Origin of the sequence: Providencia sp. JUb39, from assembly GCF_012272845.1 — a bacterium.
Lineage (GTDB): Bacteria > Pseudomonadota > Gammaproteobacteria > Enterobacterales > Enterobacteriaceae > Providencia > Providencia lanzhouensis.
On sequence record NZ_JAAWXD020000001.1, the window covers coordinates 830,438 to 843,683 of the forward strand.

The 13,246-nt window shown below is 42.4% G+C and carries 12 protein-coding genes and 1 other annotated feature; of the genes, 6 read left to right on the forward strand and 6 right to left on the reverse strand.

Annotated elements, in window-relative coordinates:
- Positions 1 to 130: 130 nt before the first annotated feature.
- On the reverse strand, positions 131 to 1,033 hold the full coding sequence (robA, locus tag HFU86_RS03670; protein ID WP_132496141.1) for an MDR efflux pump AcrAB transcriptional activator RobA: 903 nt from the start codon (positions 1,031 to 1,033) through the stop codon (positions 131 to 133).
- A 182-nt stretch (positions 1,034 to 1,215) separates the two neighbouring features.
- Between robA and creA the strand changes: the two genes are divergently transcribed.
- Complete coding sequence (creA, locus tag HFU86_RS03675; RefSeq protein WP_132496142.1) at positions 1,216 to 1,722, forward strand: protein CreA; 507 nt, start codon at positions 1,216 to 1,218, stop codon at positions 1,720 to 1,722.
- Between the two features lie 161 nt (positions 1,723 to 1,883).
- Here the strand turns inward: creA and arcA are convergent, their stop codons facing one another.
- Positions 1,884 to 2,600, reverse strand: a complete 717-nt coding sequence (gene arcA / locus HFU86_RS03680) for a two-component system response regulator ArcA (RefSeq protein WP_004905684.1) — start codon at positions 2,598 to 2,600, stop codon at positions 1,884 to 1,886.
- Between the two features lie 1,123 nt (positions 2,601 to 3,723).
- Between arcA and thrL the strand changes: the two genes are divergently transcribed.
- The 4 genes from thrL to thrC all read left to right on the forward strand — a co-directional run bounded on the left by thrL (position 3,724) and on the right by thrC (position 8,568).
- A complete protein-coding gene (gene thrL, locus HFU86_RS03685; protein ID WP_108479263.1) occupies positions 3,724 to 3,792 on the forward strand; it encodes a thr operon leader peptide in 69 nt (22 codons plus the stop codon).
- Positions 3,731 to 3,852: a sequence feature (Thr leader region), on the forward strand. It overlaps the preceding gene by 62 nt.
- 24 nt (positions 3,853 to 3,876) lie before the next feature.
- On the forward strand, positions 3,877 to 6,336 hold the full coding sequence (gene thrA, locus HFU86_RS03690; RefSeq protein WP_187128744.1) for a bifunctional aspartate kinase/homoserine dehydrogenase I: 2,460 nt from the start codon (positions 3,877 to 3,879) through the stop codon (positions 6,334 to 6,336).
- Positions 6,337 to 6,339: 3 nt separating this feature from the next.
- Complete coding sequence (gene thrB / locus HFU86_RS03695; RefSeq protein ID WP_187128745.1) at positions 6,340 to 7,269, forward strand: homoserine kinase; 930 nt, start codon at positions 6,340 to 6,342, stop codon at positions 7,267 to 7,269.
- Between the two features lie 3 nt (positions 7,270 to 7,272).
- Complete coding sequence (gene thrC, locus HFU86_RS03700) at positions 7,273 to 8,568, forward strand: threonine synthase (RefSeq protein ID WP_187128746.1); 1,296 nt, start codon at positions 7,273 to 7,275, stop codon at positions 8,566 to 8,568.
- 70 nt (positions 8,569 to 8,638) lie between these two features.
- Here the strand turns inward: thrC and HFU86_RS03705 are convergent, their stop codons facing one another.
- The 4 genes from HFU86_RS03705 to yaaA form a co-directional block, all read right to left on the reverse strand.
- On the reverse strand, positions 8,639 to 9,301 hold the full coding sequence (locus HFU86_RS03705) for a hypothetical protein (protein ID WP_255425934.1): 663 nt from the start codon (positions 9,299 to 9,301) through the stop codon (positions 8,639 to 8,641).
- 58 nt (positions 9,302 to 9,359) lie between these two features.
- On the reverse strand, positions 9,360 to 9,578 hold the full coding sequence (locus HFU86_RS03710) for a hypothetical protein (protein ID WP_132496147.1): 219 nt from the start codon (positions 9,576 to 9,578) through the stop codon (positions 9,360 to 9,362).
- A gap of 224 nt (positions 9,579 to 9,802) precedes the next feature.
- Positions 9,803 to 10,798, reverse strand: coding sequence for an aldo/keto reductase (locus tag HFU86_RS03715; RefSeq protein WP_132496148.1), 996 nt, complete (start codon positions 10,796 to 10,798; stop codon positions 9,803 to 9,805).
- Positions 10,799 to 11,005: 207 nt separating this feature from the next.
- The gene (gene yaaA, locus HFU86_RS03720) at positions 11,006 to 11,782 is read right to left on the reverse strand and encodes a peroxide stress protein YaaA (protein WP_187128748.1); all 777 of its coding nucleotides are present in this window, start codon (positions 11,780 to 11,782) and stop codon (positions 11,006 to 11,008) included.
- A gap of 489 nt (positions 11,783 to 12,271) precedes the next feature.
- Between yaaA and tal the strand changes: the two genes are divergently transcribed.
- Entirely contained in the window at positions 12,272 to 13,225 is a 954-nt protein-coding gene (gene tal / locus HFU86_RS03725) for a transaldolase (RefSeq protein ID WP_036950279.1), read from the forward strand.
- The last annotated feature ends 21 nt before the right edge of the window (positions 13,226 to 13,246 follow it).

Genomic DNA, 13,246 nt, shown 5'->3' on the forward strand with positions numbered 1-13,246 from the left:
GCAACAACAGCCTGTGTCATTTCTCCTCATGCCTCGACTGAGAGGGAGCTGAAGTAGCCTTCACGTTAATAAATCAAACAGCGAAAAAGAAAAAGGCGTTTCAGTGTATGAAGCGCCTTGGTTCGAGTGTTTAGTGAGTTTCTGTTTTTTTGATCGGAACATAATAGCTAAATGCTTCAATGTGAGTTCTTGGATCTGTATCCGTTATCTCATTGTGCGTCACATTCTTGATTTTGTAGTGTTCTACATCATAGCCTGGGCGGCGAGTGAGATTCAGTTTTGGCAAGTAGACCCCATAAACATGGTAAAGGAACTCCTGCATTCTTTCTCTCGTCGTCTCACCGCGATAATTAAATTTCACATATTCGCCTGCGGGGATCGTAACATGGCTATATTCGGTGTTACTAAAGCTCGCATCTTCGGGTTTCACTGCGGTGGTGTAAAACACCGTTTGCTCATCATCTTTCTCGGCACTATGAATCGCATGATGCAAACCAAATACTTCGGAAGCCACTTTGGTGGTGTGCTCTAAATAATAGCGCCAGAAAGATTGACGCATTTGCGAGCAGGCGGTTGACCACTCTTCAAGCACATAGGAACAACTTTGCTCCAAACCAACCAATGGCTGCTCGACCATCGTGACAAATTCATAATCCAATGGAGAATGTTCATCTAACACGATCGGTGGACAAATACCGGTTGCGCACCATTCTTCAGTGCGGCGATAAAATGCAGGCGTCAAATTGAACTGTTTTTTAAAAGCGCGAGTGAAAGTTTGTTGTGAATCAAATCGATACTGTAATGCAATATCAAGAATGGGACGGCTCGTTAAGCGCAGTGCAACCGCAGCACGAGATAGGCGTCTAGCGCGAATATAAGCACCAATTGCTTGGTCGGTCACATCCTTGAACATTCTCTGTAAATGCCACTTTGAATAACCCGCTCTCGCGGCAACATTATCTAATGACAATGGTTTATCAAGGTTATCATCTATCCAACGAAGAAGGTCGCGAATAATATTTGTTTGATCCATGGATATCCCCAGGCAATACGACTCACAGAACAGATATGAGTAATCAATGAGTGGCTATTCTATAACAAGTTACCTTTTTCGTTTATAGTAAATGAGTTGTATTTAAGAATTAGTTAATAAACAGAATTATTGCCGTTTAGGTTATTTAAAATTCAGATGTTAAGCTGAAAAGGGAATACTGTATGGGTTCTTCCAAATTTAAAAAAGGTATTGCGAAAGGTAATACACTGAAAAACCTCATTTTGGTATCAATGTTGTCTGCACTATCTTTTATGGCAGTCGCAGAGGAAATCGGCTCAGTTGATACTGTATTCAAGGTGCTTGGACCTGACCATAAGATAGTGGTAGAAGCCTTTGATGACCCGGATGTGGACAATGTGACTTGCTACCTAAGCCGTTCAAAAACGGGTGGGATTAAAGGTGGGCTTGGATTAGCTGAAGATACCTCGGATGCTGCCATTTCCTGCCAACAGGTGGGCCCTATTGAGCTAAATGAACGAGTGAAACGTAACCCGAAAAAAGGGCAGGTGGTTTTCCAAAAGAGAACGTCACTGGTATTTAAAAAGCTCCAAGTGGTTCGTTTTTACGACCCAAAACGTAATGCACTCGTCTATTTGACCTATTCCGATAAGATGATCGACGGCTCGCCTAAAAATGCGCTAAGCGCCGTGCCAATTATGCCGTGGTGATAGTGCTTTAATATAAAAATCGCCACTGATTATGTTTAAAATGAGTGGCGATTTTTGAATGACTTTCAGTTTTAATTTTTTAGAATTGGAATAATGTTTTTGGTATTTTAAGTTCCAATAAAAAACCGGCTTGCGCCGGTTTTTTATTAATCAGAATGAAATCACTCGTCTAAATCACCGCAGAAACGGTAGCCTTCACCGTGGATGGTGGCAATGATTTCTGGGGTATCTGGCGTAGACTCAAAGTGTTTACGAATGCGACGGATAGTCACATCGACTGTTCTGTCATGAGGTTTTAACTCACGACCAGTCATTTTCTTCAGCAAGTCTGCACGAGTTTGGATTTTGCCTGGGTTTTCACAGAAGTGAAGCATTGCACGGAATTCACTACGTGGTAATTTGTAGTGCTCACCAGCAGGGCTTACTAAAGAACGGCTATTAATGTCTAATTCCCAACCATTGAACTTATAGCTCTCAACCAGACGGCGTTCTTCTGTACCACCCGCTAAATTCATAGTACGGGACAGTAAGTTACGTGCACGGATAGTCAATTCGCGTGGGTTGAATGGTTTGGTGATATAGTCATCAGCACCGATTTCAAGACCAAGAATCTTATCAACTTCGTTATCACGACCAGTTAAGAACATTAATGCGATACTTTCTTGCTCACGTAGTTCACGAGCCAGCAGTAAGCCGTTTTTGCCTGGTAAGTTAATATCCATGATCACTAAGTTGATGTCATGTTCAGAAAGAACATTGTTCATTTCTTCACCGTCGGTGGCTTCATGAACAACATAACCTTCCGCTTCAAAGATACTTTTCAGCGTATTACGTGTGACAATCTCGTCTTCAACGATCAAAATGTGTGGGGTCTGCATATTTGCTACCTAAAGTATTAAAATAAAAATACTGAACCCATAGGCCGTTTCCAGTTAGGTGGTTGTTGGTATGATTATCTGGAAAAACACGTCTATGAGTATAAATTTGTCTTTACATTTTTCAGTGGCTTAGCGTTGCCTATCCATTAGGCTGAAGGTCATAAAACTCACCAAAACTTAAGCACTTTCCCAATATTGGGCTGTTAACAGCAATATAACAGCTAATACTGCATTTACCACCTAAAAAACTAACTTTTGTTGATACATATCAAAATCAATTGTAGCACGTTAACAATGATTGTTAGGTAGATAATTATACCAAAATTATTTGTTATAGAGATATCGAATAGACGATAAAAATAAGAGAAAAAAAGAGAGATAATGCACGTTTTTCATCGTGATACCGTACAGAAAGGTAGATGTGAATAGGGATGAAGATATTTGGATTTAACTTAAGCTAAGTCACGTAAGTGATTTTTGTGTCTTTAGAACACCTTAAAATTGTCAGAGAGTAAAATTTCGTTTAGCACATCAAAATCGCGTAAAAAAAGTATTTTTGGTTTTTTATAAGAAAAACTAGGTGATTACACTTACTCGCTTTGCGTGAATCTATTTTGTTTTACAAAAAAACAACAAGACTGCTCAGAACTATCTGAATTAATGTTTACATGCTTATAATTAACTAAATGACTATTTGGTTTCTTATGTGCAATTTTGATCTGAAACTAAGTAGGATTTTTTAAGGTTGGTATAAATCTTGATCAAGATTAATCAAAGAGAGAAAGATAGGACATCAATGGCAATTTATTTCAAATTTACTGCTGAGAAATACGGTTAAAATACCGTCATCAAATTTGGTGTTTGATTGTTTTTTGTACATTCAAGGTTCTTATTTTTTAAATAAAATTAAAATCTATTAATTTGAGAATCAATGAATTTTACAACTGGCATTTCAAGGCTAGCTCTCTTTTTATGAAGATATTTTTGACGAATACAGTGGATCTCTGAGCTGAATTGCCGCTTCTTTTGGGGGCGTAAATGCAAATAAATTTGACATTATTGTGTGATTACTTTAACCGTATAGGGAGAAACCGAAATGTTCCCTACGAGACAAACAAATTTTATGCGTAACATCAGCCTGACTACGATTATTACCACCACCACCGTGACCACAGGAAACGGGGCGGGCTGACGCATCCAAAAAATAAAAATGAAAAAGCCCGCATCCTAAAAAGATGTGGGCTTTTTTTTGGCGCTAATTCAGGAGAGAAATACCATGCGTGTGCTTAAATTTGGCGGTACTTCAGTCGCAAATGACGAACGGGTACTTAATGTTGCTGATATCGCGGAAAGCAAATTGGCAGATGGGCAAGTTGCGTTGGTGCTATCTGCACCCGCGAAAATCACCAACCATTTGGTGGCGATGATTGAAAAAACGGCAGCAGGTCAGGATGTCATCACGCATGTGAGTGATGCAGAAATGATTTTTGCTAATCTCTTAAAGGGATTGAAAGAAAAGCAGCCCGGCTTTGAATATGACAAACTGAAAAAGCTGACTGAACACGAATTCGCGCAAATCAAACAAGTACTGCATGGTATTACTCTTCTAGGACAATGTCCTGACAGCATCAACGCCTCTATTATCTGCCGTGGTGAGAAGCTCTCTATCGCCATCATGGAATCTGTATTAAAAGCTCGCGGTCACAAAGTTACCGTGATTGATCCGGTGAAAAGCTTGCTGGCAAAAGGTCACTATCTTGAATCCACCGTTGATATCAATGAATCCACTAAACGTATTGCAGAGTTGAACATCCCTAAAGATCATTTCGTGTTGATGGCAGGCTTTACGGCTGGAAATGAGAAGGGTGAACTGGTGGTGTTAGGACGTAATGGTTCCGACTATTCGGCTGCGGTATTAGCGGCATGCTTACGTGCTGATTGCTGTGAAATTTGGACGGATGTTGATGGGGTTTATACTTGTGACCCACGTTTAGTGCCTGATGCCCGTTTACTCAAAGGGATGTCATACCAAGAAGCGATGGAGCTTTCCTATTTTGGTGCGAAAGTCCTACACCCTCGTACTATCGCCCCAATTGCACAATTCCAAATTCCTTGCCTGATCAAAAACACCACTAACCCAAGTGCACCGGGTACGCTGATTGGTGATGGTCAAACGGACGCTAGTACGCCAGTGAAAGGGATTACTAACCTGAATAATATGGCGATGATCAACGTCTCAGGTCCGGGTATGAAAGGCATGGTTGGTATGGCCGCACGTATTTTCTCGGTCATGTCCCGTAAAGGGATCTCCGTGGTACTTATCACGCAATCATCGTCGGAATACAGTATCAGCTTCTGCGTGCCGCAAAATGAGCTACAGCGCGCTCGTGGCGCATTAGAAGAAGAGTTTTATTTAGAGCTTAAAGACGGGGTATTAGACCCGTTAGATGTGATGGAGCAACTGTCCATCATCTCCGTTGTTGGGGATGGTATGCGTACATTAAAAGGTATCTCCGCACGTTTCTTCTCAGCATTAACCCGCGGCAATATCAACATCGTTGCTATCGCGCAAGGCTCGTCCGAACGTTCAATCTCTGCGGTGATCGCCAATGAGTCTGCCACTTCAGCGGTGCGTTTATGTCACCAAATGCTGTTTAATGCTGAGCAAGTAATTGAGGCCTTTATTGTTGGTGTAGGCGGTGTCGGTAATGCATTGATTGAACAGATCCACCGTCAACAACAGTGGCTGAAACAAAAACATATTGATCTACGTGTCTGTGGGATAGCGAACTCAAGAGCGATGCTGATCAATATGCAAGGAATTGATTTAGATAATTGGAAAGCAGAATTAGCTGAAGCCAAAGAAGCGTTTAGTCTCAGCCGTCTGATCCGTTTAGAGCGTGAGTACCATTTTTTAAATCCGGTGATCATCGACTGTACGTCTAACCAAGAGATCGCAGAGCAATATGCTAGCTTCTTAAAAGATGGCTTTAACGTAGTCACACCGAACAAAAAAGCCAACACATTGTCGATGGATTATTATCATCAGCTTCGTGCTGCCGCCGAGAGCTCAAAACGTAAATTCCTTTATGATACCAACGTAGGGGCGGGTTTACCGGTTATCGAAAACCTACAAAACTTACTGAACGCAGGGGATGAATTAGTTCATTTCAGTGGGATTTTGTCAGGATCCTTGTCATTTATTTTCGGTAAATTGGATGAAGGAATGTCCTTATCAGAAGCGACAACGTTAGCGAAGGAAAAAGGCTTCACCGAGCCAGATCCACGCGACGATTTATCCGGCATGGATGTGGCGCGTAAATTACTGATTTTAGCCCGTGAAGCGGGTTATGAATTAGAACTTAGCGACATCAATATTGAATCTGTACTTCCTGCTGATTTCGACAGTTCAGGCAGTGTTGCCGAGTTTATGGCGCGTTTACCACAACTTGATGCCCAGTTTGCTGCGCGGATAAAAGCGGCAGAAGCAGAGGAAAAAGTGTTACGCTATGTGGGTCTTATCGAAGAAGGTCGCTGTCAGGTGAAAATGGTTGCCGTTGATGGAAATGACCCACTGTTTAAAGTAAAAAATGGCGAAAACGCACTGGCATTCTACACACGCTACTATCAACCAATTCCTTTAGTTCTCAGAGGTTACGGTGCTGGTAATGATGTAACTGCAGCGGGTGTATTTGCGGATATGCTGCGTACCCTATCATGGAAATTGGGAGTTTAAGAAGTGATCAAAGTTTATGCACCCGCTTCAATTGGTAATGTGAGCGTTGGATTCGATGTGCTAGGCGCAGCAGTCTCTCCGGTTGATGGCTCACTGCTCGGTGACTGTGTCAGCATTGAAGCGGCAGAGACATTTTCATTAGAAAACCAAGGTCGATTTGTTTCTAAGCTACCGAAAAAAATGGAACACAACATTGTTTACCAATGCTGGGAACTGTTTTGCGAGCGTCTAGGTAAAAAACTGAACGTGGCGATGACCCTTGAAAAAAATATGCCAATTGGTTCGGGGTTAGGCTCAAGTGCTTGCTCCGTTGTCGCTGCACTGATGGCACTCAACGAGTTTGCAGGTAAGCCATTTGACCAAACTACACTGCTTGGCATGATGGGCGAGCTAGAAGGGCGTATTTCAGGCAGTATCCACTATGACAATGTCGCGCCTTGCTACTTAGGTGGTTTACAGCTGATCATCGAGCAAAATGGCATTATTTCTCAGCCTGTCCCTGCGTTTGAAAACTGGTATTGGGTGATGGCCTATCCGGGTATTAAAGTTTCCACCGCGGAAGCTCGAGCCATTTTACCTGATAGCTATTCTCGCCATGATATTGTGAATCATGGACGCTATTTATCGGGTTTTATCCATGCATGTCATACTCATCAGCCTGAACTAGCGGTCACGATGATCAAAGACGTCGTCGCAGAGCCATACCGTACTCAGTTGTTGCCGGGTTTTGCGAAGGCACGAGAACATGCGAAGCAAATTGGTGCTCTGGCATGTGGTATTTCGGGATCAGGACCAACAATTTTTACCATTTGTGATGATAAAAAAATCGCAGAAGAGATGGTGCAGTACCTACAACAACATTACATTCAAAATGATGAAGGCTTTGTGCATATCTGTCGTTTAGATATGGCGGGTGCAAGGACAATAGGGTAAACGATGAAACTGTATAATTTAAAAGATAACAACGAACAAGTCAGCTTCGCGCAAGCCGTGAAACAAGGGTTAGGTAAGCAACAAGGGTTATTTTTCCCTCAAGACTTACCTGAGTTTAGCGCCAGTGAAATTGATGAATTACTGAAGTTAGATTTTGTCACTCGTAGTAGCCGTATCTTGAGTGCGTTTATCGGGGATGAAATCCCAGCGGAGCAGCTCGCTGAACGTGTTAAAACGGCTTTTGCATTTCCAGCACCTGTTTCCAAAGTTGAAGATGATGTGGCTACGTTAGAGCTGTATCACGGACCAACACTGGCATTTAAAGACTTTGGCGGTCGCTTCATGGCGCAAGCGTTAGGTCAAGTAGCTGGTGGTGCGCCAGTCACTATCTTAACCGCGACATCTGGTGATACCGGCGCTGCTGTTGCCCATGCATTCTATGGTTTGGATAATGTTCAAGTGGTTATCTTATACCCAGAAGGCAAAATCAGCCCACTGCAAGAAAAACTATTCTGTACGCTGGGTAAAAACATCCATACTGTGGCTATCAAAGATGATTTTGATGCGTGTCAGGCGATGGTCAAACACGCTTTTGATGATGAAGAACTGAAAAAAGCGCTGTATTTGAACTCAGCGAACTCCATCAATATTAGCCGCCTGTTAGCGCAGATTTGTTATTATTTTGAAGCGGTTGCTCAGATCCCAGCAGAAAAACGCGATCAATTGGTGATCTCTGTACCAAGCGGTAACTTTGGGGATTTAACAGCAGGTTTACTGGCGAAATCTATGGGATTACCAGTGAAACGTTTTATCGCTGCCACTAACGTTAATGACACGGTTCCGCGTTATTTAGTTGATGGTAAATGGGCGCCACATCAAACCGTTGCGACTTTATCTAACGCAATGGATGTCAGCCAGCCAAATAACTGGCTTCGTATTGAAGAGTTATTCCGTCGCAAAGGTTGGTCATTGAAAGAGTTAGGTTACGGTGCAGTGAGTGATGAAATAACTCAAGAAACCGTACGTGAGTTAGATAAGAAAGGGTATTTATCGGAGCCTCATGCAGCGGTTGCTTATCGTGTCCTGCGTGATCAGCTGCAAGATGGTGAATATGGTCTGTTCTTAGGAACTGCTCACCCTGCGAAATTTAAAGAGAGCGTGGAAGCTATTTTAAATAAACAAATTTCGCTGCCAAAAGAGCTGGCGGAACGTGCAGATTTACCTCTACTTTCTCACTTCTTACCGTCAGATTTTGCTCAATTACGCGAATTCTTAATGAAGTTAGCACCGAAGCAATAATTGAAACCCGCGATTGACGGGGATCTTAATAACGGAAGCTGTATTGGCTTCCGTTTTTTTTGAGGAAAAACTAATAATTAGAGCCGTCCGTGCCATTTTGACCGCCATCGGGTCCTCCTTTACCACCTTTGCCCGCTTGTCCTCCAATACCTGCATTTCCTCCGTTGCCGCCATCGCCACTACCAGATCCATCCCCTCCATTACCTCCATGACCTCCATGGCTTCCTCCGTGTCCGCCATTACCGCCATTGCCGTTGACGGAGCCATTTCCACCGTTCCCTCCGTTACCTAGACCATCTCCGTTACCGCCGTGTCCGCCGTCTCCGCCATTCACGCCACCATTTCCGCCATTGCCACCATTTCCATTACTGCCGGGCGTCGCGTGACCTCCGTGGTTACCGTGGCCATGACTGCCGCCGTTGCCACCATTTCCACCATGTTGGCCATTACCTCCGCTGCCGCCATTACCACCGATTCCGCCATTACCGCCGTTTCCTCCACTGCCATTTTGTCCATGAGTTCCATTTATGCCATTTTCGGAAAAATGAAAATAATAATTTTGGCAATGAAAAGGAATGCAGAAATTAGACTGAGAAATATTATCGATAAAAATGGTTTTATTTAAATGGAATAAAGTGTTTTTATTTGATTGAATATAATTGGAATGACTTAATGTTGGTATTGCAGTGAAAAATAAAATAGAGAAAAATTGAAATAGAGATTGATTAACCATTGTATCCTCCATCCCCCTTCGTATGTGAAGGGGGAAATAATTAAATAATCGGGTTTATTTAATTTCCATTACCACCGTTTCCACCATTGCCTCCATGCCCGCCACTACCACCGCTTCCACCGTTACCACCATTACCCCCATGTCCACCGTTACCGCCATTTCCTCCGTTGCTCCACAGATATTCGGTATCCGTTTGTTGGGCGTTGGTCGATATAGTCATGGAAAGTGCGGATAAAGGGAATAATAAGGTGATTAAGACAGTAGAGATTTTACGCATATAAATTCCTCGTTATAAAGTGAATTAATTAAACTGCAAATAAAGTCTAAATGACTCACTTAAATAATTAAAGAATGTTATTGATTAATTAATAACTCAAATTTGTTTTGGATGAATATAAAATAATAAACCAGAATGTTATTCGTTTGTTTGTATTTAAATTAAAGATAATAAATAGAAAGCTATCCCTTAAATATATTTTAAGAGATAGCGATAGGAAGGGCTTAGATTGAGTCTTCGAGGATCAGCTCAATGGCTTTTAACTCATTTTGGCTAAAATCACGATTTTCCATCATGCCGAGAGCATCATCGATTTGGCTGATACGGCTTGCGCCGATAAGCACGGAAGTAATGCGGTCGTGGCGCAGTAACCACGCTAAAGACATTTGACTCAATTTTTGCCCACGACTTAAGGCTAATTCATTGAGTTTTTTAACTTTTGCTAAAATAGCGGATGTAAGTCTTTCTGGCGGCAGTGATGGATTACCTGCTGCACGAGAATCAGCGGGAATGCCATTGAGATAACGATCCGTTAAAATACCCCCAGCCAGTGGTGAGTAGGCAATCGAGCCGACACCTTCCTCTTCGAGCAAATCGAGGAGACCTTCTTCTGGGGTACGCTCTAGCATGGAGTATTTAGGTTGATGAATAAGGCAGGGTGTGCCCAGTTGATTGAGAATACGGATAGCTTCTTGCGCTGTTTCTGCTGGGTAATTCGAAATTCCCACATAAAGCGCTTTACCTTGTCGAACGATCAAATCAAGGGCTGCCATGGTCTCTTCTAATGGAGTTTGAGGATCGGGTCTATGGTGATAGAAAATATCCACATAATCGATGCCAATTCTTTTTAAACTTTGGTTAAGACTGGCAACTAAATATTTTTTACTACCCCAATCACCATAAGGACCTTCCCACATGGTGTAACCTGCTTTGGAGGAGATCACCATTTCATCGCGATAAGGACGAAAATCTTGTTGTAGAATGCGACCAAATTGTTGTTCTGCGGAGCCAGGAGGTGGTCCGTAATTGTTGGCGAGATCAAAATGGGTGATCCCATGATCAAACGCATGTCTTAACATGGCTCGGCAGTTATCAATTGGCTTGTTGTCACCAAAATTATGCCAGAGTCCTAAAGAGACAAGGGGGAGCTTTAATCCACTCCGACCGCACTGACGATATTCCATATCTGTGTAACGATGTGACGCAGCAGAATATGGCATGACTCACCTCCAAAATAAATGGCAAAGATTTACTCAAATTTTGGCATAACTCTGTCGAGCTCACTGGTGAAAGAATGCTATACAGCTTAAGAGGTGATTATTTTATCGCCAGATTGTGACGGGGATTTGAAATAAGATATCGTATGTTGAGTATGAGGCTTATAGGGTGTGATGCATTCCCCATAAGCCAACGTAGTGAGTCTATGATTAGGCTTGCTCAGGTCGTGTAAAGACTAATTCATTACCTTTCGACTGCACTTGATCAAATTGGTAGCCTTCTAAATTAAAGTCAGATAGCTGTTCAGATTTAGTCAGTTTATTTTGAATGATAAAACGGCTCATTAATCCGCGAGCTTTTTTTGCATAAAAACTGATGACTTTATACTTGCCATTTTTCTCATCTAAGAAAACGGGTTTGATAATTTCAGCGTCCAATTTTTTGGTATTCACAGACTTAAAATATTCATCAGAAGCTAAATTAACAAGGATATTATCCCCTTGTGCTGCCAGTGCTTTATTTAAATGCTGGGTGATGATGTCTCCCCAGAATTCATATAAGTCTTTACCACGGCTGTTTTTAAGGCGAATTCCCATTTCCAAGCGATAAGGCTGCATTAAGTCTAATGGACGCAGCACACCATATAGGCCAGATAACATACGTAAATGTTGCTGAGCAAATTCAAAATCAGCGGGAGAAAACGTTTCGGCTTGCATGCCGGTATACACGTCCCCTTTGAAGGCGAGGATGGCTTGGCGTGCATTATCAGGGGTAAAGTTTGGCTGCCATTCACCGAAACGCGCCGCATTCAGTCCTGCAAGTTTATCACTAATTTTCATTAAGCTGGCGATATCCGCTGGCGTGAGTTTTCGGCATGTTTTAATTAGTTTTTCAGACTCAGCGAGGAGCTCGGGTTGAGTAAACGTGTCGATGGCGAGCGGGCTTTCGTAGTCTAATGTCTTGGCAGGTGAAATAGTAATCAGCATAACTTAACCCTTGTGATAGTAAATTTATCCATTACTTTAACAAAAAATCAGATGAAATGGCGAATCGCTGTAATAAGTCGCACTTATGATGGCTATCTGGTTTACTGATGAGATTATTCTACCAAGCTAAATGCATTCAGTTCCTAGAGATACCGCGAAAACGATTGCTGATCAAATAGTTGCTTTCAAGGATATTTCCTCGCTTGCAGCAACGTAGATGCGTGATATTATCATGGGACGGTGCGGCGCTAGCCTCAATTCCTTAATAATACACAAAGTAGTTTAAGTTGCAGATGTGTGGCTAATCAGTGTAGCCAACACCCCTACAATTTGAAGCATGGCGGGTTTACCCTAAATAATTCAAGGTGTAGGTAGGCGGCAAGAGAACGAATTCCTAGGAGCATACACAAGTATGTGACTAGGGTGAGTGAATGTAGCCAACACCCCTACAACTTGAAGTATGACGGGTATAACAACGAGATTAAAGAAATGACCGACAAACTAACCTCCTTACGTAGTCTGACAACTGTTGTTGCCGATACTGGCGACATCGAAGCGATGAAGCTGTATAAACCACAAGATGCGACGACTAACCCATCGCTGATTTTAAATGCTGCACAAATTCCTGAGTACCGTAAATTAATTGATGAAGCGGTAGAGTGGGCGCGTAAGCAAAGTAATAACCGTGAACAACAAGTTGTTGATGCATGTGACAAACTGGCTGTTAATATCGGTTTAGAAATTCTGAAATTAGTCCCAGGTCGTATTTCAACAGAAGTTGATGCGCGTCTTTCTTATGATGAAGAAGCGTGTATTACTAAAGCTCGCCGTCTGATGAAAATGTATAACGAAGCGGGTATCAGCAACGATCGCATTTTGATCAAATTAGCCTCTACTTGGCAGGGTATCCGCGCGGCGGAAAAACTGGAAAAAGAAGGCATCAACTGTAACTTAACTTTATTATTCTCTTTTGCTCAAGCGCGTGCTTGTGCGGAAGCTGGTGTTTATCTGATCTCTCCATTCGTAGGTCGTATCCTTGACTGGTACAAAGCAAACACTGATAAAAAAGAGTTTGCTGCGCATGAAGATCCAGGCGTGGTTTCTGTGACTGAAATCTACAATTTCTATAAAGCTCATGGTTATAAAACCGTCGTGATGGGTGCAAGCTTCCGTAACGTGGGTGAAATCATTGAGCTGGCAGGTTGTGACCGTCTGACTATCTCTCCAGCGCTGCTGAAAGAGCTGTCTGAATCACAAGGCGAATTGGTTTGTAAACTGAAAGATGAAGGTAAAACTCAAGAACCAGGCGCTAAACTGACTGAAGCTGAGTTCTACTGGCAGCATAACCAAGATCCAATGGCGGTTGATAAACTGTCTGACGGTATCCGTAAGTTTGCTGTAGACCAAGAAAAACTGGAAAAAATGATCGCAGCTCTGCTGTAATTTCTTTTTTCTTAAAAAACC

What these genes read in the sequence shown, in the direction of transcription:
- robA (WP_132496141.1), bottom strand. Translation starts at nt 1,033, where the DNA reads ATGGATCAAACAAATATTATTCGCGACCTTCTTCGTTGGATAGATGAT.
- yaaA (WP_187128748.1), bottom strand. Translation starts at nt 11,782, where the DNA reads ATGCTGATTACTATTTCACCTGCCAAGACATTAGACTACGAAAGCCCG.
- creA (WP_132496142.1), top strand. Translation starts at nt 1,216, where the DNA reads ATGGGTTCTTCCAAATTTAAAAAAGGTATTGCGAAAGGTAATACACTG.
- HFU86_RS03710 (WP_132496147.1), bottom strand. Translation starts at nt 9,578, where the DNA reads ATGCGTAAAATCTCTACTGTCTTAATCACCTTATTATTCCCTTTATCC.
- HFU86_RS03715 (WP_132496148.1), bottom strand. Translation starts at nt 10,798, where the DNA reads ATGCCATATTCTGCTGCGTCACATCGTTACACAGATATGGAATATCGT.
- thrA (WP_187128744.1), top strand. Translation starts at nt 3,877, where the DNA reads ATGCGTGTGCTTAAATTTGGCGGTACTTCAGTCGCAAATGACGAACGG.
- HFU86_RS03705 (WP_255425934.1), bottom strand. Translation starts at nt 9,301, where the DNA reads ATGGTTAATCAATCTCTATTTCAATTTTTCTCTATTTTATTTTTCACT.
- arcA (WP_004905684.1), bottom strand. Translation starts at nt 2,600, where the DNA reads ATGCAGACCCCACACATTTTGATCGTTGAAGACGAGATTGTCACACGT.
- tal (WP_036950279.1), top strand. Translation starts at nt 12,272, where the DNA reads ATGACCGACAAACTAACCTCCTTACGTAGTCTGACAACTGTTGTTGCC.
- thrC (WP_187128746.1), top strand. Translation starts at nt 7,273, where the DNA reads ATGAAACTGTATAATTTAAAAGATAACAACGAACAAGTCAGCTTCGCG.